The 21,666-nt window shown below is 64.2% G+C and carries 21 protein-coding genes; 11 read left to right on the top strand and 10 right to left on the bottom strand.

Annotation, left to right across the window (positions count from 1 at the left end):
* Window positions 1–23: 23 nt before the first annotated feature.
* The 3 genes from CIT37_RS15860 to CIT37_RS15850 form a co-directional block, all read right to left on the bottom strand.
* Window positions 24–1,001, bottom strand: coding sequence for an NADPH:quinone oxidoreductase family protein (locus CIT37_RS15860; RefSeq protein WP_095426166.1), 978 nt, complete (start codon window positions 999–1,001; stop codon window positions 24–26).
* Entirely contained in the window at window positions 1,001–1,609 is a 609-nt protein-coding gene (locus CIT37_RS15855; protein WP_095426165.1) for a 2-hydroxychromene-2-carboxylate isomerase, read from the bottom strand. Before CIT37_RS15855 ends, CIT37_RS15860 begins: the two co-directional genes overlap by 1 nt.
* Before the next feature lie 156 nt (window positions 1,610–1,765).
* Window positions 1,766–2,467 (bottom strand): glutathione S-transferase N-terminal domain-containing protein, encoded by a 702-nt coding sequence (locus CIT37_RS15850; RefSeq protein WP_095426164.1) that lies wholly within the window; start codon window positions 2,465–2,467, stop codon window positions 1,766–1,768.
* 131 nt (window positions 2,468–2,598) lie between these two features.
* Here CIT37_RS15850 and CIT37_RS15845 point away from each other — a divergent pair, with 131 nt between their 5' ends.
* Window positions 2,599–3,621 carry a methionine synthase gene (locus CIT37_RS15845; protein ID WP_095426163.1) on the top strand — a complete coding sequence of 341 codons (1,023 nt, stop codon included), beginning with the start codon at window positions 2,599–2,601 and terminating at the stop codon, window positions 3,619–3,621.
* Window positions 3,622–3,646: 25 nt separating this feature from the next.
* Here the strand turns inward: CIT37_RS15845 and CIT37_RS15840 are convergent, their stop codons facing one another.
* The 3 genes from CIT37_RS15840 to CIT37_RS15830 form a co-directional block, all read right to left on the bottom strand.
* On the bottom strand, window positions 3,647–4,264 hold the full coding sequence (locus CIT37_RS15840; RefSeq protein ID WP_038973674.1) for a hypothetical protein: 618 nt from the start codon (window positions 4,262–4,264) through the stop codon (window positions 3,647–3,649).
* Between the two features lie 107 nt (window positions 4,265–4,371).
* A complete protein-coding gene (gpt, locus tag CIT37_RS15835; protein ID WP_028141188.1) occupies window positions 4,372–4,899 on the bottom strand; it encodes a xanthine phosphoribosyltransferase in 528 nt (175 codons plus the stop codon).
* A gap of 36 nt (window positions 4,900–4,935) precedes the next feature.
* Window positions 4,936–5,673, bottom strand: coding sequence for a competence/damage-inducible protein A (locus CIT37_RS15830; protein ID WP_095426162.1), 738 nt, complete (start codon window positions 5,671–5,673; stop codon window positions 4,936–4,938).
* Between the two features lie 276 nt (window positions 5,674–5,949).
* On the opposite strand from CIT37_RS15830, the gene CIT37_RS15825 reads away from it, so the two are divergent.
* The 6 genes from CIT37_RS15825 (at window position 5,950) to CIT37_RS15800 (ending at window position 11,467) form a co-directional block, all read left to right on the top strand.
* Entirely contained in the window at window positions 5,950–7,368 is a 1,419-nt protein-coding gene (locus CIT37_RS15825) for a circularly permuted type 2 ATP-grasp protein (protein WP_038949939.1), read from the top strand.
* 4 nt (window positions 7,369–7,372) lie between these two features.
* Window positions 7,373–8,317 carry an alpha-E domain-containing protein gene (locus CIT37_RS15820; RefSeq protein WP_095426161.1) on the top strand — a complete coding sequence of 315 codons (945 nt, stop codon included), beginning with the start codon at window positions 7,373–7,375 and terminating at the stop codon, window positions 8,315–8,317.
* 168 nt (window positions 8,318–8,485) lie between these two features.
* Complete coding sequence (locus CIT37_RS15815) at window positions 8,486–9,334, top strand: transglutaminase family protein (protein WP_038949940.1); 849 nt, start codon at window positions 8,486–8,488, stop codon at window positions 9,332–9,334.
* Window positions 9,335–9,402: 68 nt separating this feature from the next.
* Entirely contained in the window at window positions 9,403–9,810 is a 408-nt protein-coding gene (locus CIT37_RS15810; RefSeq protein WP_028141193.1) for a carboxymuconolactone decarboxylase family protein, read from the top strand.
* Window positions 9,811–9,925: 115 nt separating this feature from the next.
* Complete coding sequence (locus CIT37_RS15805; protein WP_028141194.1) at window positions 9,926–10,684, top strand: proteasome-type protease; 759 nt, start codon at window positions 9,926–9,928, stop codon at window positions 10,682–10,684.
* A gap of 24 nt (window positions 10,685–10,708) precedes the next feature.
* On the top strand, window positions 10,709–11,467 hold the full coding sequence (locus tag CIT37_RS15800) for an SDR family oxidoreductase (protein ID WP_028141195.1): 759 nt from the start codon (window positions 10,709–10,711) through the stop codon (window positions 11,465–11,467).
* 234 nt (window positions 11,468–11,701) lie between these two features.
* Here CIT37_RS15800 and CIT37_RS15795 read toward each other — a convergent pair whose 3' ends face one another.
* Window positions 11,702–12,940: an MFS transporter gene (locus CIT37_RS15795; protein WP_095426284.1), complete on the bottom strand. Its 1,239-nt coding sequence runs from the start codon at window positions 12,938–12,940 to the stop codon at window positions 11,702–11,704.
* 160 nt (window positions 12,941–13,100) lie between these two features.
* Between CIT37_RS15795 and CIT37_RS15790 the strand changes: the two genes are divergently transcribed.
* A complete protein-coding gene (locus CIT37_RS15790) occupies window positions 13,101–14,351 on the top strand; it encodes a NupC/NupG family nucleoside CNT transporter (protein WP_095426160.1) in 1,251 nt (416 codons plus the stop codon).
* 23 nt (window positions 14,352–14,374) lie between these two features.
* Here the strand turns inward: CIT37_RS15790 and CIT37_RS15785 are convergent, their stop codons facing one another.
* Window positions 14,375–15,592, bottom strand: coding sequence for a rhomboid family intramembrane serine protease (locus tag CIT37_RS15785; protein WP_038973679.1), 1,218 nt, complete (start codon window positions 15,590–15,592; stop codon window positions 14,375–14,377).
* Between the two features lie 271 nt (window positions 15,593–15,863).
* Entirely contained in the window at window positions 15,864–16,391 is a 528-nt protein-coding gene (locus CIT37_RS15780; protein WP_028141199.1) for a cupin domain-containing protein, read from the bottom strand.
* 218 nt (window positions 16,392–16,609) lie between these two features.
* Here CIT37_RS15780 and CIT37_RS15775 point away from each other — a divergent pair, with 218 nt between their 5' ends.
* On the top strand, window positions 16,610–18,739 hold the full coding sequence (locus CIT37_RS15775) for an O-linked N-acetylglucosamine transferase, SPINDLY family protein (RefSeq protein WP_095426159.1): 2,130 nt from the start codon (window positions 16,610–16,612) through the stop codon (window positions 18,737–18,739).
* A 201-nt stretch (window positions 18,740–18,940) separates the two neighbouring features.
* On the opposite strand, the gene CIT37_RS15770 is transcribed toward CIT37_RS15775, so the two are convergent.
* A complete protein-coding gene (locus CIT37_RS15770) occupies window positions 18,941–19,228 on the bottom strand; it encodes an usg protein (protein WP_028141201.1) in 288 nt (95 codons plus the stop codon).
* Window positions 19,229–19,605: 377 nt separating this feature from the next.
* Between CIT37_RS15770 and CIT37_RS15765 the strand changes: the two genes are divergently transcribed.
* Both CIT37_RS15765 and groL read left to right on the top strand, forming a co-directional pair.
* Window positions 19,606–19,920, top strand: coding sequence for a co-chaperone GroES (locus CIT37_RS15765; RefSeq protein ID WP_014494241.1), 315 nt, complete (start codon window positions 19,606–19,608; stop codon window positions 19,918–19,920).
* A 42-nt stretch (window positions 19,921–19,962) separates the two neighbouring features.
* On the top strand, window positions 19,963–21,603 hold the full coding sequence (gene groL / locus CIT37_RS15760; RefSeq protein ID WP_095426158.1) for a chaperonin GroEL: 1,641 nt from the start codon (window positions 19,963–19,965) through the stop codon (window positions 21,601–21,603).
* The last annotated feature ends 63 nt before the right edge of the window (window positions 21,604–21,666 follow it).

The raw sequence follows: 21,666 nt of genomic DNA, 5'->3' as shown, positions 1-21,666 counted from the left end.
CCTTTGCCCACCCTACGGCACTTTCACTCCATCATCAGCGCCACACGCCCGATCGCCTTGCGGTCCATCAAGAGCCGCATTGCCTTCGCGTAACCTTCCAGCGGCAGGCGATGCGAAACGTTGGGGCGCAGCTTGCCCTCCTCCGCCCATTGCAGCAGCGCCTTCAGGCGCGCCTCTCCCAGCGCAGGGTTCTTTCGTACCGCCTCGCCAGCGCGCACGCCGAGCACGCTGGCGCCCTTGATCAGCAGGAGGTTGGTCTTGGCCGAGCCGATGCCGCCGGTGAAGCCGATCACCAGCAGCCGCGCGCCCCAGGCGATGCAGCGCATCGAGTCTTCAAAAACCTGACCGCCGACGGGATCGAACACGACGTCCGCGCCGCGACCGTCGGTGATGCGTTTAACGGCGTCGCGAAACGGCTCGCGGTCATAGCGGACGAGATGATCGGCGCCGCGGGCCTTGGCGATGGCGAGCTTCTCGTCGCTGGACGCCGTCGCGATCACGGTCGCGCCCAGCATCTTGCCGATCTCGACGGCCGCCAGTCCCGTGCCGCCGCCGGCGCCATGCACCAGCAGCACCTCTCCCGGCTCGATCCGGCCGCGATCGATCAGCGCATGATAGGCCGTGCCATGGCCGGCAAGATAAGTCGCAGCCTCGGCGTAGTCGAACGTCGACGGCTTAGGGGTGAGTTGCGACGGCGCGACGATGGCTTCGTCGGTGAATGCGCCGTGCCGCATCTTCACGATGACCTTGTCGCCAACAGAAACGCCCTTCGCCTCCGCACCCAATTCGGTCACGTCACCGGCAGCTTCCATGCCGGGCGTGAACGGCAGCTCCGGCTTGAGCTGATATTGGCCGGCGGCCATCAGCACATCAGGAAAATTCAGCCCGGCCGCGCGGATCGCGACCCGCACCTCGCCCGGCTTCAGAGCGCGCGACGGAAACTCTTCCAGCCGCAAGGTTTCGGGCTCGCCGAGCGAGTGGCAGACGACGGCGCGCACCATCAGGCCGCACTCGCCTTGCTGCGCTTGAGCGCCTCGCGGATCAGCGGCAGCCGGTCATTGCCGAAATACATGTCGGTCTTGTTGACGAAAATCGTCGGCGAGCCGAAGCCGCCGCGCGCGACGACCTCTTCCGTATTCGCCTTGAGCTGATCCTTGATCGCTTGCTCGGCGATGCCGGCGAAGAATTTCGGCTCGTCGATGCCGACCTTCCTGCAGATCTCGGCGAGCACGGAGTCCTGCGAGATATCCTTGTCCTCGCCCCAATAGGCCTCGAACACGGCGGTCGCGAACGGCACCATGTCCGCGGCCAGCCAGATGCAGCCGCGCATCGCCTTGACGCTGTTCACCGGAAACACCGTCGGGGGCATCTTGATCGCAAGGCCAGCCGACCGCGACCAGTCCTGAAGATCCTTCTTCATGTAGCGCGCCTTCAGCGGCACCGGCGTCTCGCGCTGCGCGTAGACGCTCGGATTGACCGTGTTGAAGATGCCGCCGACCAGGATCGGCCGCCAGACGATCTCGACGCCCAGCTCCTTGGCGAGCGGCCGGATGTTGTGGAAGGCGAGATAGGTCCAGGGGCTGGAGCAGTCGAAGAAGAATTCGATCATGGCGTTTCCTTTGCTCTCGTCATTTCGGGGCGCGCCCTCTTGGGCGCGAGCCCGGAAACCATTCGCTCCTGGCTCTGCGGCCCGATGGATTCTCGGGTGCGCAATTGCGCACCATAGCTCGCGACTTCGTCGCGCCCCGGAATGACGGCGTGGCCGTCACTTCCTTCCCAACACTTCCTTAGCCCTTTGGCCGAACATGATCTTGCGTGATTCCTCGTCGAACGGCTCTTTCACGAATTTTCCGATCGCAAGCCCCGCCTGCACCTGCGGCCTGGCGCGGACCTCGGCATACCAGCGTTTGACGTTCGGATAGTGGTCGAGCGTAAAGCCCTGCGCCTTGTGGGTCATGGTCCAGGGGAAGCAGGCGATGTCGGCAATGGAATAGTCGCCGGCGACATAGGCGCCGGTCTTCTCCAGCTGCCGATCGAGCACGCCGTAGAGCCGGGCCGCCTCGTCGCGGTAGCGCTCGATCGCATAGGGGATCTTCTCCGCCGCATAGAGCGCAAAATGCCCGTGCTGGCCGAGCATCGGCCCGAGGCCGGCCATCTGCCACATCACCCATTGAATTGTGGCGGAACGCCCGCGCAAGTCGGCGGCCAGGAAGCGGCCGGTCTTTTCCGCGAGATAAATCAGAATTGCGCCGGTCTCGAACACCGAGAACGGGCCGCCACCGTCGGCGGGTGCGTGATCGACGATCGCGGGGATGCGGTTGTTCGGGGAGATCGCCAGAAACTCGGGACTGAACTGCTCGCCGGCGCGGATGTCGACGGGCTTCACCGTATAGGGAAGTCCGAGCTCTTCCAGCATGATCGAGATTTTCCAGCCGTTCGGCGTCGGCGCGTAATGGAGATCGATCATGACCTTTCCCTCGGCATCCTTTGGCCTTCCCTGTCGATGCCGCCAGCTAAAATAACGACTTTTGTTGTTCTGTACCTCGACGTTAGGACATGGCAGGAAGGGGCGCAACACAACCTGCCGGGAGGGCCGCCATGCTGTTTCCAACCACGATCGCCGGCTCCTTGCCGAAGCCGGAATGGCTTGCCGAGCCCAATATGCTCTGGGCGCCCTGGAAGTCGCAGGGCGACGAGTTGCTCCGCGCCAAGCGCGACGCGACATTGATCTGGCTGAAGATCCAGGAGGACGCCGGAATCGACATCCTCACCGAGGGCGAGCAGGCCCGCCAGCATTTCGTGCACGGTTTTCTGGAGAAGATCGACGGCATCGATTTCGCGCACAAGGTCGAGATGGGCATCCGCAAGGACCGCTACAAGGCGATGGTGCCGCAGGTGGTCGCCCCGCTCCGGCTCAAGGGCCGCGTCCATGCCTTCGAGGCGCGCGCGGCGCGCACGCACACGAAGAGGAAGCTGAAGTTCACCCTGCCCGGCCCGATGACCATCATCGACACCATTGCCGATCGCTACTATGGCGATCGCGTCAAGATGGCGTTTGCCTTTGCCGAGTTGCTCAACGAGGAGGCCCGGGCGCTGCAGGCCGACGGCGTCGATCTCGTGCAGTTCGACGAGCCCGCCTTCAATGTCTACATGGACGAGGTCAACGATTGGGGCATCAAGGCGCTGGAGCGCGCTGCGCAGGGCCTCACCTGCGCCACCGCCGTGCACATCTGCTACGGCTACGGCATCAAGGCCAACACCGACTGGAAGGAAACGTTAGGCAGCCAATGGCGGCAGTATGAGCAGATCTTTCCGGCGATCGACGCCAGCCCGATCCAGCAGGTCGCGATCGAATGCCGCAATTCGAAAGTGCCGCTCGATCTGCTGGCGCTGCTCAAGAACAAGATCGTGCAGGCCGGCGTGATCGACGTTGCCAGCGACACCGTGGAGACCGCAGAGGATGTCGTGAAGGTGATCGACGCGGTGTCGAAATTCGTGCCCAAGAGCAACATCATCGCCACCACCAATTGCGGCATGGCCCCGATGCGGCGCGAGATCGCCGAAGCCAAGCTGATGGCGCTCGGCGCCGGCGCCGCGCTGGCGCGCGAGAAGCTGGGGTGATGGCGGTGATCCGCCGGCCGCCCTGCTAGTCCAGCGCGGTCGGATGCAGCGCCGGTTGATATCCGGCGCGCAACGCATGCAGTGTGGACGGGGGCGTCAGCAGCATTGGGCTGTCCAGCTCGGTCCTTGCGCGGGCATAGCCGGCTGGCGACCATAACAGCGCCCTTCCCTGCACCACCAGAAAGCTCTCCTCGCCCCGTTGAACCATCGCGCCGTCGGGCAATTCTGCCAGCGGCACCGGCACTGCGTGCAGGCGCTTGCGGCCATGATCCAGACGCTCGAGGTGGAGCTGGGCGTCCATCGCCTTCGCACTCACCTTGCTGACGCCATTCCCCGTCTCCCACGCCGCGCGGAAGCGGTTGGCATCCTCGCGCCGGCAGAAGAAGCAGGGCCGGTGACCTGCGGCAAAGGCGGTGGCCTCGTCGAGAAAGAACAGCTCGGTCCAGCTCCGCCGCGCCATCACCGGCCGGCGCCAGCCGCGGAATTCACACAGGCATGTGATCCAGGCCGGCGACGACCAGCGCTTCTTCAGGAGCGTCTTCGTCGCGGGATCGTGGATGATGCCGCGATTGCCGGTGAACGTGCCGCGATGCGGGGTGGCGATGATGTCGCCGAGCGGTGTGACGCGGTTTTGCAGGGGCATGGCCGTCTCTCCCCGTCATTGCGAGGAGCGAAGCGACGAAGCGATCCAGACTGCTTCTGCGGATACATCTCTGGATTGCTTCGCTTCGCTCGCAATGACGACGGCAGTCACGCCGCGCCGTCGCGCAGCGGCGGATGGTAGGACAGCGCGGTGTCCCAGGGGAAGAAGATCCAGGTATCCTGCGAGACTTCCGTGATGAAGGTGTCGACCAGCGGGCGCCCCTTCGGCTTGGCGTAGACCGTGGCGAAGTGCGCGTCGGGCAGCATCTCGCGCACCAGCTTGCCGGTCTTGCCGGTGTCGACGAGATCGTCGACGATCAACAGCCCCTTGCCAGTGCCACCACCAAGCTTCATGGCCTGTTCCGAAATACCCTTGAGGACCTGGAGGTCCCCCTGCTTGTCGTGGTCGTAGCTGGCGACGCAGACCGTATCGATGATGCGCACGCCGAGCTCGCGCGCCACGATCGCGGCCGGCACCAAGCCGCCGCGGGTGATCGCGATCACGGCGTGGAACGGGCCGACCTCGTTGAGCCGCCAGGTCAGCGCCCGACAGTCGCGGTGGAACTGGTCCCACGAGACCGGGAAGGCCCTGCCCGCCCGCTCCTGCGCACTCAGTTCCGGTGCTTCACCTGCCATTGTCGTCTCCTGCTTCGCCTGCCGGCAAATTCCCTGCTAACGAGTGATGTTCAATCCTGCCAGCATTTCCTTCACCGCGCTCATGGCTGCCGCGAGCTTGTCCGCATCGCGCGACCGCACCACGAGGTTCGTATTCGGCTTCTGCTCTTCGTCCATGAAGGGGTAGCTGCCGATGATGGTGTCGGGATGGGCGGCGGCGATCGCGCGCAAGGGGCTGCCGATGTCGCCTTCCCGCGCATTGGCGCGGACCGATTCGGAGAGCATGCGCACGCCCGATTTCAGCTTGGGCGAGACGATGTCCATCATCGCCTGCATGATCGAGGGCACGCCGGCCATCACGATGACATTGCCGATCTTGAAGCCGGGCGCGAGGATGGTCGCGCTCTGGATCAGCTCGGCACCGTCGGGGATGCGGGCCATGCGCAACCGGGCCTCGTTGAGATCCTGCTCGCTCCAGCGCTCCTTGAAACGGGCAACCACCTCCGGATGGTGGTCGATGCCGACTCCGAACGCCTTGGCGACGCTGTCGGCGGTGATGTCGTCATGGGTCGGCCCGATGCCACCGGTGGTGAAGACGTAGGTGTAGCGATGCCGCAGTGCATCCAAGGCAGCGATGATATCGGGCTCGTCATCGGAGACGACCCGGACCTCCTTCAGGTCGATGCCGATATTGGTCAGGTATTCGGCGATGAAGCCGATATTCTTGTCCTTGGTCCGGCCGGACAGGATTTCGTCCCCAATGACCAGAATGCCCGCCGTGACGATCTCGCTCATAACTTAAGTCCCTCACCTGTGGCGCCGACTTTGCCGAGGTAACGCGTTGAAGTCACGCGGTTTTGCTGTCGAAATAAGCAGTCCTCAGCCATTTTTTCAGGCAAGCCGCCGGCCATCCCCGACAAATGCTGCCAGTCCATGCTTATCGCGCTGGCCCGGCCCTTGCTACCACATGAAAGTCATGCACTCTTGCCGCATGGTCAGGACGTTGCGGCTTCACCAGGGCCTGGCGACCTGTCCATTGGCGCAACGCCTTGCGGAGAACAGTCGGCATCTATGGCAGTCGCGTTTGATGAAATGAATATTCCGGGCGGGGACCTTCGCCCCGCCTACCAGGAGCTGGCGCGCTGGCTCAAGGAGACGCCTCCCGAGGCGCTTGAATATCGCCGCCAGGAGGCCGAGCTGCTGTTCCGCCGCATCGGCATCACCTTCGCGGTCTATGGAGAGGCCGAATCCACCGAGCGCCTGATCCCCTTCGACGTGATCCCGCGGATCATGTCGGGCAAGGAATGGGCACTGCTGGAGAAGGGCCTGAAGCAGCGCGTGCGCGCGCTCAACATGTTCCTGCGCGACATCTATCATGGCCGCGACATCCTGCGCGCCGAGATCGTGCCCGACGATCTGATCTTCCAGAACCCGGTGTTCCGGCCCGAGATGAACGGCCAGCAGGTGCCGCACGACGTCTATGTGCACATCGCCGGCATCGACATCGTCCGGGTCGATGCCAACGACTTCATCGTGCTGGAGGACAATGCGCGCACGCCGTCCGGCGTGTCCTACATGCTGGAAAACCGCGAGATCATGATGCGGTTGTTTCCGGATCTGTTCGCCCGCCACAAGGTGGCGCCGGTCGAGCGCTATCCGGACGAGCTGCTCTCGGCGCTCCGCTCCGTCGCGCCGCTCAGCGCCTCGGGCGAGCCGACGGTCGCCCTGCTCACCCCCGGCGTCTACAACTCGGCCTATTACGAGCACTCATTCCTCGCCGACAAGCTCGGCATCGAGCTGGTCGAGGGCCGCGATCTCATCGTCAAGAACAACGAAGTGTTCATGCGGACGACCGAGGGCGTGAAGCGGGTCGACGTGATCTATCGCCGCGTCGACGACGACTTCCTCGATCCCCTCACCTTCCGTCCCGATTCCGCGCTCGGCGTGCCCGGGCTGATGTCGGCCTATGCGGCCGGCAACATCACGCTCGCCAACGCCGTCGGCACCGGGATTGCCGACGACAAGGCGATCTACTCCTACATGCCGGACATCGTGAAATTCTATCTCGGCGAGGAGCCGATCCTGAAGAACGTGCCGACCTGGCGCTGCCGCGAGCCGAAGGACCTCGCCTATGTGCTGGATCATTTGAGCGAGCTCGTCGTCAAGGAGGTGCACGGCTCCGGCGGCTACGGCATGCTGATCGGGCCCGCCGCGACGAAGGCGACGATCGAAGCGTTCCGCGAGAAGCTCAAGCGCGAGCCCGAAGGTTTCATCGCGCAGCCGACGCTGGCGCTCTCGACCTGCCCGACTTGCACCGCAAGCGGCCTCGCCCCGCGCCACGTCGATTTGCGCCCCTTCGTGCTCACCGGCAGCAAGAGCACGACCATCGTGCCGGGCGGCCTGACACGCGTCGCGCTGAAGGAAGGCTCCCTGGTGGTGAATTCGAGCCAGGGCGGCGGCACCAAAGACACCTGGATCCTGGACGAGTAGTCAGATGCTGTCGCGTACCGCCGAAAACCTCTACTGGCTCGCCCGCTACGTCGAACGGGCCGAGTATCTCGCGCGCACCATCGATGCGACGCTGCGCGTCACCGCGCTTCCCGCCGCCTATATTGGCAAGACCAATGAATGGGACTCGGCGCTGCTCACCGCCGGCGTCGCTGCCAGCTTCTATCAGACCTACGAGGAAGCCAACGAGCACAACGTCGTCGACTACCTCTCGTTCTCCGTGGACAACCCATCCTCGATCAGGAACTGCATCGAGGCGGCGCGGCTGAACTCGCGCTCGGTCCGCACCGCGCTGACCAGCGAGATGTGGGACACCATCAACTCGGCCTGGATCGAGCTTCAGGCGGTCTGGAGCAAGGGCACCTCGACGCGCGAGGACCTCGCAAAATTCCTGCGCTTCGTGCAGGAGACCTCGCTGCGCTTCGACGGCTCGGCGTACCGGACCATGCTGCGCAACGACGCCTACTGGTTTTCGCGGATGGGCGTGCATCTGGAGCGCGCCGACAACACCGCGCGCATTCTCGACGTGAAGTATCACGTGCTGCTGCCCGAGGAGGAGCATGTCGGCGGCCCGCTCGATTTCTATCAGTGGAGCTCGATCCTGCGCTCGGTCTCGGCGCTGACGGCCTATCACTGGGTCTATCGCGAGACGCTGAAGCCGTGGCTGATCGCGGACCTGCTCATCCTCAACAACACGCTGCCGCGCTCGCTGGCCAGCTGCTACGGCAATCTCGTGCGCAACCTCGACCAGATCGGTGTCGCCTATGGCCGCCAGGGCCCGGCCCAGCGCCACGCCCGCGGCATCCGCAACCGGCTGGACCACAGCAATATGAACGACATTTTCCAGCATGGCGTGCATGAATTCATTCAGGAATTCATCACCGACAATTCCAGGCTGGGCGAAATCATCACGAAGCAGTATTTGATCTGATGTCACCCGGCTGACGACATGGGATACCGTCATGGCCGGGCTTGTCCCGGCCATCCACGTTCTTGCTTTCGCGCGACGAGGAAGAAAGTGGATCCCCGGGACAAGCCCGGGCACGACGAGCTTCTTTGCGGCGACAGTCGGGCCTAACCACTAACGACACGGTCCACCATGCGCCTGCGAATCCTGCACACCACGACCTATCGCTACGAGCCGGCGGCCACCAGCGTGATCCAGATCCTGCGCATGACGCCCGGCAGCCATGACGGGCAGTATGTGGCGGAATGGCAGATCGACGTCTCCACCGACACCAAGCTCGACACCCACGAGGACGCCTTCGGCAACGTCACCCATGTGCTGTCCTGCGGGCCTGTCGGCGACATCAAGATCACCGCAGAAGGCCTGATCGAGACCCACGACACCGGCGGCGTGCTGCGCGGGACCGACGAGCGTTTTCCGGCCGGCATGTTCTTGCGCGCCACCGATCTCACCTCGGTCAATCCGGCGATGATGGCGGTTGCGCGCCAGTTGCGCAGCGAGGCCGAGAGCGACACGCTCGGCTTCCTGCATACGCTGATGACCGAGATCGGCGATCACATGACCTTCGACGAGGACCCGACCAACAGCGGAACCTCGGCGGCGGAGGCGTTCACGCTCAAGCGCGGGGTCTGCCAGGACTACGCGCACATCTTCATTGCCTGCGCCCGCACCGGCGGCGTACCGGCGCGCTTCGTCTCCGGCCACTTCCTGCGCTCGGACGGCACGGTGCATCAGGACGCCGGCCATGCCTGGGCTGAAGCCTACGTTCCCGATCTCGGCTGGGTCGGATTCGATCCCGCCAACAGCATCTGCGCCACCGACGCCCATGTCCGCGTCGCGATCGGCCTCGACTATCTCGGCGCAGCCCCGGTGCGTGGCACCCGCTATGGCGGCGGCGCTGAGACGCTGGCCGTGGCCGTGAAGGTCGAGCAGGCCGGCCGCGGCGGGCCGTCGCAATCGCAATCCCAACGGCAGAGCTAGGCGCAGCCGTCCGAAGCATGGGTCGTGCTACACTCGCGGGGATCGAAGCTGCCCCCCGCGAGGTACCAATGGCCACTGTAAAGCTGCTTTCGGACGATGAACTCTCCACCGAAGCGCGCGCCGTCTTCGACGATATCCGCAAGGTGCGGAAGTCGGACTTCGTCAACAATTTCTGGCGCGCGTTGGCGCATGATCCGAAGACGCTGCGCAGGACGTGGGAGAGCATCAAGGAGGTGATGGCTCCCGGCGCACTCGATCCCAAGGTCAAGGAAATGCTTTATGTCGCGGTTTCCATCGCGCATGGCTGCAGCTACTGCATCCATTCGCACACCGCCGCTGCACGGGCCAAGGGCATGACGGAGGCCGAATATGCCGAGATGCTCGCCATCGTCGGCATGGCCGCGGAGACCAACCGGCTGGTCACGGCACTCGGCGTGCCGGTTGACGAGGCGTTTCTCGTGGATGCGGCGGATTGAGTGACAGAGCTAGCTGCCGCTCCCCCGGAATGACGACCTTCCCATGGGAATCGGGGGTTGGACCGGCCTCCGAAATTGGCTAGTAATTCCGCGCAAACGCGTTCGGGGACTGGAAATGACCTATTGTTGCGGAATCCTGGTTCGGGACGGTCTGGTGATGATCGCCGACACCCGCACCAATGCCGGCCTCGACAACGTCTCGACCTTCCGCAAGCTGCACATCTTCTCGAAGCCCGGCGAGCGCATCATGGCGATCGCCAGCGCCGGCAACCTCGCCATCAGCCAGTCGGTGCTGTCCACGCTGACCGAAGGTCTGGAGGACCCCAACACGGGTGAGGTCGAGACGCTGATGAACGCGCCGACCATGTTCCAGGCCGCCCAGCGCATCGGCCGGGCGATCCGCGCCGTGCACGCCACCGAAGGTCCCGCGCTGAGATCCGAGGACGTCTCGTTCGACGTCTCGTTCCTGTTCGGCGGCCAGATCAAGGGCTCGCGCATGCGCCTGTTCATGATCTACACCGCCGGCAATTTCATCGAGTGCACCACCGATACGCCGTACTTGCAGATCGGCGAGCACAAATACGGCAAGCCCGTGCTCGACCGCGCCATGCATTACGACGTCGAGCTGTACGAGGCGCTGAAGACCGGCCTGATCTCGATGGATTCGACCATGCGCTCCAATCTCGGCGTCGGCCTGCCGATCGACGTGCTGGTGGTGCGCGCCGATGCCTGCGAGGCCGATCTCAACCATCGCATCGAGGCGGGCGAGCCCTATTTCCACGATCTGCGCTCGCGCTGGTCGGCGGCGCTGCGCGCGGCGCACCAGAACATTCCGCGGCCGCCCTACAAGAACGAAAAAGAACCCAAAACCTGACAGCATGAGAAAAGGCAGGAAACAATGAGCGAAGCAAAGAAGATCGCAGTGGTGACGGGCGCCGGCACCGGTGTCGGGCGCGCCGCGTCGCTGGCATTGATGAACACCGGCTTCACCGTGGTGCTGGTCGGCCGCCGGCTCGACATGCTCGAGGAGACGGCAAAGCTCGGCCCCGCCGGCAAAAGCCTGTGCGTCACCGCCGACATGACCAAGCCTGATTCGATCGCGGCACTGTTCGACAAGGTGAAGGCGACCTACGGCCGCCTCGACGTGCTCTTCAACAATGCCGGCATGGGCGCCCCCGCCGTCAACTTCGAGGATCTCGGCCTCGAGCAGTGGCAGGCGGTGGTGAACACCAACCTCACCGGGCCGTTCCTGTGCACCCAGCACGCCTTCCGCATCATGAAGGACCAGACCCCGCGCGGCGGCCGCATCATCAACAACGGCTCGATCTCGGCCCACGCGCCGCGGCCGTTCTCGGCGGCCTACACCTCGACCAAGCACGCCATCACCGGCCTGACCAAGGCCAGCAATCTCGACGGCCGCATGTACGACATCGCCGTCGGCCAGGTCGACATCGGCAACGCCGCGACCCCGATGACCGATCGCATGGTCAACGGCCCCGGCGTGCTGCAGCCTGACGGCACCACCAAGCACGAGCCGCGCATGGATGCGAAAGCGGTCGGCGATGCCGTGGCCTACATGGCCGGCCTGCCGCTCGATGCCAACGTGCTGACCATGACGGTCATGGCGACCAAGATGCCGTTCGTGGGGCGGGGCTGAACTCAAAACTGCGAAAACAACCCCATGCACAGTAGGGACCTCTTTGATTCCTCTGTGCTTTGTCCGAGACTTTCGGGGGGCATCCAGTCCCGTGCCCCGGACGCGGTGCGGCATGCAATGACGCGCTGCTGAGCCGGGGCCCATGCCTCCGCGATCTCGTGCTTGTGCTCCTGGGTCCCGGCTCAGCGGCGCGTCACTTCGCGCCGCACCGCGTCCGGGACACGAGACATTCCCCTACTCCAAACTCTCCACCTGCCGCAGGCTCGGAAACAGCTTCATCCACAAAAGCGCCACCGCAACGGTGGCAACGCCGCCGAGCACGGCGGCCGGCATGGCGCCGAGCAGTGCGGCGGCCACTCCGCTTTCGAACTGGCCGAGTTGGTTCGAGGCGTTGATGAAGAGGAAGTTCACCGCGCCGACCCGGCCGCGCATCTCGTCGGGCGTGGACAGCTGCACCAGCGAGAAGCGGATCACGACGCTGATCGTGTCGGCAGCACCGAGCACGGCGAGCGCGAGCACCGACAGCCACATCCAGGAGGACAGCGCGAACACGATGGTGGCGAGGCCGAACACGATCACGGCCTGAAACATGCGCAGGCCCACGTGCCTCGAGATGGCGTGACGTGCCAGCACCATGGTCATCAGGAGCGCACCGACCGCCGGCGCGGCACGGAGCACGCCGAGCCCGACCGGACCGGTCTGCAGGATGTCGCGGGCATAGATCGGCAGCAGCGCGGTGACGCCGCCGAACAGCACCGCGAACAGGTCCAGCGAGATGGTGCCAAGGATCGCCGGATTGCTGCGAATGAAGCGAACGCCGGCAAAGATGTTGTCCGAGTCCATCCCCTGCTTCGCGATCGCCTGCGGACGCGGCCGGATGAAGCCGGTCAGGATCATGCCGAAGATCCAGAACAGCACCATCATGGCATAGGCAAGATGCGGGGCGACCGCATAGGCGAAGCCGCCGAGCGCCGGGCCGGTGATGGTCGCGACCTGCGCCGCCCCGCTGGAGACTGCGGTGGCACGCTGAAGCGAGCCCTGCGGCGCGATCAGCGGCAGCAGCGCCGCCGTGGTCGGGCTCTCGAACGCGCCGGCAATGCCGAGCACGAAGGTCGCGATGAAGATCTGGACTTCGCCGACCGCGCCGAGATAGGTGATGATTGCGAGATAGAGCGCGGTCGCCGCTTCAACGAACTGGCAGAGCTGGACCACCCGCTTGCGCTCATAGCGGTCGGCGGCGTGGCCGGCGACGAACACCAGGAGCGCGGTGGGCAGGAACTGCACGAGGCCGACCATGCCGAGGTCGAAGGCCGAGCCGGTGAGATCGTAGATCTGCCAGCCGATCGCGACCGCCGCGATCTGGCTGGAAAAGCGCGACAGGCTGCGCGAGAGCAGGAAGAACAGGAACGCGCGGTGGGCGAGGAGCGCACGGGCGCTGACCGGCGGATGTCCGGAATTTAGCTGCTCTGGCATCGCCTTTTGGGTCACCCTCGGACCGCTCTCCCCCTCACTGTCGAAGGCCCCCGCGTGGCCGAGGTGGCCCCGCTTGTCAACAGTGGGGCGCTTCTGGCGGCTGCCGGCATTGCCTTTGCAGCGCCGGCCCGGCCATAATCATTGAGGGTTTGGGGACATCATGCTGCGTTTGCAATCGGCACTCGGCATTTTCGCATTGCTGTTGATCGCCTTCGCATTGGCGGAGAATCGGCGCGCCGTGTCGCTGCGGCAGGCGGCGATCGGCCTCGTCGCCACCTTCGTCACCGCGATCGTGCTCCTGAAGCTGCCGGTCGTCGCGCACGCCTTCGGCGCCATCAACGATGCGGTCGGCGCGATCTCGGCGGCCTCGCGCGCCGGCTCCGCCTTCGTGTTCGGCTATGTCGGCGGCGGCGCCCTGCCCTTCGACCTCAAGGTGCCTGGCGCCGATTTCATCCTGGCGTTCCAGGCGCTGCCGATCGTGCTGGTCATGAGCGTGCTGACGACGCTGCTGTTCTATTGGCGCGTGCTGCCGCCGATCGTGCGCGGCATGGCCTGGCTGCTGGAGCGGACGCTCGGCGTCGGCGGCGCGGTGGGCCTCTCGACCGCCGCCAATATCTTTCTCGGCATGGTCGAGGCGCCGCTGTTCGTGCGGCCGTATCTGAAGCAGATGACCCGCAGCGAATTGTTCCTGGTGATGACCGGCGGCATGGCCGGCATCGCCGGCACCGTGCTGGTGCTCTATGCGACGCTCCTTGCTCCTCTCATTCCCGACGCGGCCGCGCACTTCGTCATCGCCTCCGTGCTGGGCGCGCCGGCCGCGATCCTCGTCAGCCTGATCATGGTGCCTGAAACCTCCAACACGCGTACCGGCGGCACGCTCGAAGATCCGGAGATGGAAGTCTCCAGCACGATGGATGCGATCGTGAAAGGCACCAGCGCGGGGATCGAGCTGCTGATCAACATCGTCGCCATGCTGCTGGTGCTGGTGGCGCTGGTCTATCTCGTCAACGCCATGCTCGGCCTGCTGCCGAATGTTGGCGGCGCCGCGATCTCGTTGCAGCGCCTGCTCGGTCTCGTGATGGCGCCGGTGTGCTGGCTGATGGGGCTGCCATGGGATCAGGCGGTGACGGCCGGCAGCCTGATGGGCACCAAGACCGTGCTCAACGAATTGATCGCCTATGTCGACTTTGCGAAGCTGCCGGGTGATGCGCTCGAGCCGCGCTCGCGCCTGATCATGCTCTACGCGATGTGCGGCTTCGCCAATTTCGCCAGCCTCGGCATCATGATCGGCGGCTTGGGCGTGATGGCGCCGGAGCGGCGCGAGGAGATCAACGCGCTGGGATTGAAGTCGATCGTATCAGGGACGCTGACGACGTGCGTGATGGGCGCGGTGGTGGGGGTCATAACGTGACCCGTGGTGATGCCGTAGCCTGGTCAACTGCACAATTTCGACTTCTGCAAGATGCGGCGCACCTCGGCCAGCTTGGCACGGCAGGGCTCGACCGCCATGGCCTTCGCCTCGCTCGTTCGTCCCTGCGCCCACAGCAACACCGCCATCAAGCCTTGCGCCCCGGAGCGCACCGGCCCACCCGCCACATCTGAAGCGGCGAGCGACAGGGCGGTTCGCGCCTCCGTCTCGGCGGCACTGAGGTTGGCTTGTTCCAGGAAGAAGACCGCACGGAACACGTGGGCCCGCGCATCTTTTGGGTAGCGGGTGACGAGATCGAACGACCGGCTGACCATCTCGTCAGCCTTCGCCGGCACTTCCGACGCGCGGATATAATGCACGGCATCGGCCATGTAGGACGAATAATGAACGGCGGCGAAGCCGGCGCAGATCAGAGATCCGAGGGATGCTGCAAGCAACGTCATGCCGGCGCTCCGCGGCAGGCTGTCATAGGACCAGAAGGCGAGCCACGGCGTAATCGCAAGCGCGGCACCGGCCACCGCACCGCCTGCATGGGCATAATAGTTGACATTGCCCGAGGCGCCGAAGGCCAGCGGCAGCAGTGCGGGAACACCGAAGAAGAGCGACGTCTTCAGTCTCGATATGGTTTGATCGGCGTCCGCTTCGGGCTCGAAGCTCGCGACGAACAGCGCGGCGATGAGCCCGGTGATGGCGCCGGACGCGCCCACGCCCACCGTGCCGGGGCCATTGCCCAGCAGAGAGCCGACCTCGCCCGCCACTGCACTGGCGACGAAGATCAGCGCAAACCAGCCACGGCCGATCAGAGACTCCAGCCTGACGCCGACGATGAACAACCCAATGCAGTTGCTGACGAGGTGCCACCCGCTGCCGTGCAGCAGCGGCGCAAGGCCAATCCTCCACCACTCTCCTCGTCCGACAACGAGATCGTAGCCCGACGCGCCCTGGGCGATCAGCGAGCGGACGTCGAGGTCACCATCCCGCGCAACGTCGATGGCCAGACTGCGTTGCAGAGCGAAGATCAAAAGCAGACCGAAAATCAGGCCAATGGTGAGGAAAGGGATATCGGCCAGAAGCCTGTTATCGCCAAAAAGCGTCCCTTCGCTGGGCAAGGGCCGAGCGGGGTCGCGCACGATCTCCCGCACGGTCGGCGCGGCGACGGGTTGAAACGACGCTCTTGACGGTGGCGCCGTAACGCCGCGTCGGCCAAAAGTGTTGGTCGCCATGAAAGCACTCCCGCGTTTTCACATCCTTGAGTTGCTGCGAGAGGTATTTTCGATTGGTTAGCGCCCGCCCTGCAGGTCAGCTGAAACCATCCGACTGGTAATTGCCCGGTTTCCCAGATCGCGTGCTTTTTAGCGATCGTGACGGGAACGCTGACGACGTGTTTGATGGGCGGTGTTGGGGCTGGAGTCGCGACAGTCCTGCAGCCCGGATGGAATGCAGCGCAATCCGGGCTACGTACCCGTCACAGCAATGACGAAGGAGAGAGATCGCCTACGCCTTCAACTCCACCGTCCTGAACTCCGCCGGCAGGATCACCTCCAGCAGTTCGACGTCATCCGAATAATCCAGGATCATGTGCTTGATCTTCGGCGGCTGGGTCCAGGCGCTGCCTTCTTTCATCAACGTCTCGCCCTGCCCGTCCATATAAGTCTTCACCCAGCCCTTGAGCACGTAGACCATCTGGAAGTCGACGTCGTGAAAATGCAGCTTTGACACCTCAGCCGGATCGCAAGGACCTTGCAGCCGGATCACGTGCGCTTGCGCGAGGCCATGGCTAGCGTCGGCGATGCCGAGGTCGCGGTATTTCGCGTAAGCGCGCAGGCCATCGGCCTTGAAGTCTTCCTCGCGGTGATGGCTGATCGCGATGCGCTGCCTGGGACGTGCGGGCTTCTTCGGTACGGCAGTGCGAGCCTTTGCCTTCACCGCCTTGCGTGCCGAGGATCGCGCCGCCGCTTTGGCGCCGCTCCGCTTCTTCACTGCGGTCTTCGTTGCGGGTCTTGATGCCTTTTGCTTGGCCATTGTCTGCCTCCCTGATCTGAGCGCGCCCGCCGGACGGGTACAACCCGAGCACAGATTATCCAGTCTTGGATGAGGCGGCAATTGCCGGGCGCAAGGCTAGCGGCTCAATGACCCGATCGGTCGTAGCTTGTCCCAAGCTGTCGTGGCGAACGGCCGTCGTCTCGTATTCGTTCTCCCGCTGAATTAATCTCGAAGAGAGATTCTGGGGGATTGAAGCCATGGGCAACAGCGTAGGTCAGCGTGCATTTCAAAATGCCCGGCTTCAGAAACGGCAAAAAGCCGAAGTGCTGCCGTTGCTCGGGCATGCGCTCCAGCTACACAAGATGGGGCTTCTCGCCGAGGCCCAGGCTGCCTATCGGCAACTCCTGCAGCTCGCGCCCAACCAATTCATGGCGCTGCACATGCTCGGTGCTTTGGAGTCCGACGCCAAGAATTTTCAGCAAGCCGAAATCCTGCTGAGCCGGGCGGTCGCCGTGGATCCGCAATCTGCCGATGCTCATATGAGGCTGGGCGTCGCGCTCAACGGGCTGCGCCGTCACGACGAGGCCTGCGCGAGCTATCGAAAGGCCCTCGCCTTGCGGCCCAACCACGCCGCAACCCTCTCCAATCTCGGTAACGCGAGCGTGGCCCTCGATCTTCACGAGGAGGCGCTTCACAGCTACGACAAGGCGATCGCACTCGACGCAAGCCTTGCCGAAGCCCACAACGGCCGGGGTTGGGCGCTGTGCCGTCAACGCAATTATGACGAGGCCGTCGCAAGCTTGAACCGCGCGCTGTCGATCAAGCCCGACTATGCCGCGGCGCTGGCGAACCGTGCCACGGCTTTACGGGAACTTCAGCGATTTGACGAAGCGCTGGCAGACGGCAATCAGGCAATTGCGCTGGCACCCGACGACGCGAATGGGTGGCTCGCGCGGGCCAGTGTCCTGCTCCAGATCCAGCAAATTGCCCACGCATCCCACGACTGCCAGCAGGCGCTGGCGATCGATCCCGATTCCATTCAAGCTCACCTGGTGCTGGGTCTTTGCCTCGCCGGACTTGGCCGGGTCGACGAAGCCCTCGCCAGTTTCGACAGAGCCCTCGACATCCAGCCTGACCTGCAGAGCGCGATCTCCAACAAGATATTCACGCTCGATTTTGCGGGGGACGCCACCGTTGAACGGCATCAGCAGGCGCGTCAGGTGTGGTGGGAGCGTGTCGGCGCGAAAATCGCTTCAGGCGCGGCGGGCCCGCATGACAACAACCGCGATCCGGACCGCCGTCTGGTGCTCGGCTATGTCTCGTCGGATTTCAACGCGCATTCGGCTGCGTTGATTTTCAAGCCGGTGCTCCAACACCATGACCGGGCACAGTTCGAGGTCGTGTGCTACGCTTGTTCGTCGAAAGTGGATGCGACGACCGGTGAATTTCAGGGGATCGCCGATCGCTGGCGCGACGCCTCGCAATGGACCGAAGATCGCCTCACCGCCGAGATCCGCGCCGACGGCATCGACATCCTGATCGATCTGTCCGGCCATACCAGAGGCAACCGCCTCGGCGTGTTTGCGCGCAAGCCTGCACCGATCCAGGTGCACGGCTGGGGTCACGGCACTGGCACCGGGCTGCCGACGATCGATTATCTGTTCTCGGACCCGGTCGCGATTCCCTTCGAGGTTCGGCATCTGTTTGCGGAGACCGTTGTCGACCTGCCGTGCTTCGTGACGCTGGCCTCGCTGCCGACCGAGATTCCGCGGGCACCTACGCCGGCGATCTCGAACGGCTTCGTCACCTTCGGCGTCTTCAACCGCATCAGCAAGATTTCGGACGAGGCGGCGCAAGTCTGGTCCAGGATTCTCGAGCGGGTGCCGGGCTCGCGACTGCTGATCAAGGATGTTGCGCTGGACGACCAGCTGGTCCGCGAAAATTTGCTGGCGCGGTTCGAGGCTTGCGGATTGCCGGCCGAACGCGTCGATCTGCTCGGCGCCACCTTGCGAAGCAAACATCTGGCATCGTTCAATCGCGTCGATATCTGCCTCGACCCGTTCCCGCAGAACGGCGGCGTCAGCACGTGGGAAGCCTTGCAGATGGGCGTGCCGGTGGTGGCGAAGCTCGGCAACAGCCTGCCCAGCCGTGCTGCCGGCTCCATCCTCACCGCTCTCGGCTTGCCGGACTGGGTCACGGACAGCCATGAGGCGTATATCGAAATCGCAACGAGCCGAGGTTCTGAGATCAGCGAGCTCGACAGGTTGCGCCGCGAGCTGCCCGACAAGATCCGGGCCGCAGCCGCCAGCAACCCCGTCTCATACGGGCGAGCGGTCGACGAGGCCTATCGCGCGATGTGGAGACGCTATTGCAGCGAGGGCGCCTGATCGCCCCTCAGGCGATCCCGGGAATAGTGCGTTCGTCCGACGAGCTGCAAGGGAGATATCGGTAGGGTTGGCAAAACGACTGGTCCGCCATAGCTCGAAGAGCGACGGCGGAAGCGTGCCTACCTTCCGCGCGCGATCATGGAGAGATGGTGGGCACGGCGCTTAAGCGCCTTGGCCCACCCTACGAGACCGATATTCGTCTCAATGCAGCCGGAACACGCCATCCACGGCGCGCAGCTCGGCCGGCTTGATCAGCTTGGAGTGCGCGACGGTGACCGAATGGAGGGGACCGTCCAGCTTTTCCTGCCAGAAGGCCAGGAAATCCTTCAGCGCCGGGAATTTCGGAAACATGTCGTAGTTCTGCCAGACGTAGGTCTGGAGCAGCGAGGGATGATCCGGCATCCGGTAGAGGATTTGTGCCGTCGTCAGCCCGTAACCTAAAAGCTGTTTCCGAAAGTCCTCGGAAACGCCCCCACTCCGCACGCCCATGCCAACCTCCTTTGCAGGAGCGCATTCAAGGGGCGGCCTGGTCGGTGTGCGCCTTACGAGCCACCCGGTACTGATGCGCTCACATGAGAGAAATGTGACGCAAACTGACAACCCATCTCAAGCCCAAAAGTTTAACAAGCTGTTGAAATTCAATGCGTTAGCAGCAGATGGATCACCGTGCTAATACGGCTCGGCCTCGGTTAACGATGGAAAAGAGATTCTGGCAGTCCGCGCTTCCGGGTGCTGATTTTTCTGCTAGAAGCCCTTGCTCCCGCAAAATTCCTGTCCTATTTCAGCCTCGCCTGTGCTAGCACTCGCGGGCACAGATTGCTAACAGACGAAAATCATCAACTCGTGCAAATGCTTAGGAGAGCTGCATGAAATTCCGTCCGCTTCACGACCGCGTCGTGGTCAAGCGCATCGACGCAGAAGAGAAGACCGCCGGCGGCATCATCATCCCCGACACTGCCAAGGAAAAGCCCTCCCAGGGCGAAGTCGTCGCCGTCGGCCCCGGTGGCCGCGACGAAGCCGGCAAGCTGATCCCGATCGACCTCAAGGTCGGCGACCGCGTGCTGTTCGGCAAGTGGTCCGGCACTGAAGTCAAGATCGACGGCGTCGATCTCTTGATCATGAAGGAAAGCGACATCATGGGCGTCCTCGACGTCCCCGCTTCCAAGAAGAAGGCGGCCTAAGAGCCCCTCTCTCCCTCCAGTCAACCTCAAGGAAAATTCCAGATGGCAGCCAAAGAAGTCAAATTCTCGGTTGAAGCGCGCGACAAGATGCTGCGCGGCGTCGACATCCTCGCCAACGCGGTAAAGGTCACGCTCGGTCCGAAGGGCCGCAACGTCGTGCTCGACAAGTCGTTCGGCGCTCCCCGCATCACCAAGGACGGCGTCACCGTCGCCAAGGAGATCGAGCTCGAGGACAAGTTCGAGAACATGGGCGCCCAGATGGTGCGCGAAGTCGCCTCCAAGTCCGCTGACGCGGCCGGCGACGGCACCACCACCGCCACCGTGCTGGCCCAGGCGATCGTGCGCGAAGGCGCCAAGTCGGTTGCCGCCGGCATGAACCCGATGGACCTCAAGCGCGGTATCGACCTCGCGGTCGAGGCCGTCGTTGCAGACCTCCAGAAGAACTCCAAGAAGGTCACCTCGAACGACGAGATCGCCCAGGTCGGCACCATCTCGGCCAACGGCGACCAGGAGATCGGCAAGTTCCTCTCCGACGCCATGAAGAAGGTCGGCAACGAGGGTGTCATCACCGTCGAGGAAGCCAAGTCGCTCGAGACCGAGCTCGACGTCGTCGAGGGCATGCAGTTCGACCGCGGCTACATCTCGCCCTACTTCGTCACCAACGCCGACAAGATGCGCGTTGAGATGGACGACGCCTACATCCTCATCAACGAGAAGAAGCTCTCCTCGCTGAACGAGCTGCTGCCGCTGCTCGAGGCCGTGGTGCAGACCGGCAAGCCGCTGGTCATCGTCGCCGAGGACGTCGAAGGCGAAGCCCTCGCGACCCTGGTCGTGAACCGCCTCCGTGGCGGCCTGAAGGTCGCGGCCGTCAAGGCTCCGGGCTTCGGCGATCGCCGCAAGGCCATGCTGCAGGACATCGCGATCCTGACCGGCGGCCAGGCGATCTCGGAAGATCTCGGCATCAAGCTCGAGAACGTCACGCTCAACATGCTCGGTCGCGCCAAGAAGGTGATGATCGACAAGGAGAACACCACGATCGTCAACGGCGCCGGCAAGAAGGCCGACATCGAGGCGCGCGTGGCCCAGATCAAGGCGCAGATCGAGGAGACCACCTCGGATTACGACCGTGAGAAGCTCCAGGAGCGTCTTGCCAAGCTCGCTGGCGGCGTCGCGGTGATCCGCGTCGGCGGCGCGACCGAGGTCGAGGTGAAGGAGCGCAAGGATCGCGTTGATGACGCGATGCATGCGACCCGCGCGGCTGTGGAAGAAGGCATCGTTCCGGGCGGCGGCGTCGCCCTGCTCCGTGCCTCCGAGCAGCTCAAGGGCCTGCGCACCAAGAACGACGACCAGAAGACCGGCGTCGAGATCGTGCGCAAGGCGCTGTCGGCTCCGGCTCGCCAGATCGCGATCAACGCCGGTGAAGACGGCTCGGTGATCGTCGGCAAGATCCTGGAGAGCAAGACCTACGCTTACGGCTTCGACTCCCAGACCGGCGAATATGCCGACCTCGTCAAGAAGGGCATCATCGACCCGACCAAGGTGGTCCGTACCGCGATCCAGAACGCTGCCTCGGTGGCCGCGCTCCTGATCACCACGGAAGCCATGGTCGCCGAGCTGCCCAAGAAGGGCGGCGCCGGTCCGGCGATGCCCCCGGGCGGCGGCATGGGCGGCATGGACTTCTAAGGTCCAACGACCTCAAGAACTACGAAACCCCGGCAGCGATGCCGGGGTTTTTGTTTGGGGGGC

This window comes from Bradyrhizobium ottawaense, from assembly GCF_002278135.3.
GTDB classification, from domain to species: Bacteria; Pseudomonadota; Alphaproteobacteria; order Rhizobiales; family Xanthobacteraceae; genus Bradyrhizobium; species Bradyrhizobium ottawaense.
The sequence above is the reverse complement of the archived record's forward strand: the minus strand, read 5'-3'. Positions and strand labels throughout refer to the sequence as shown.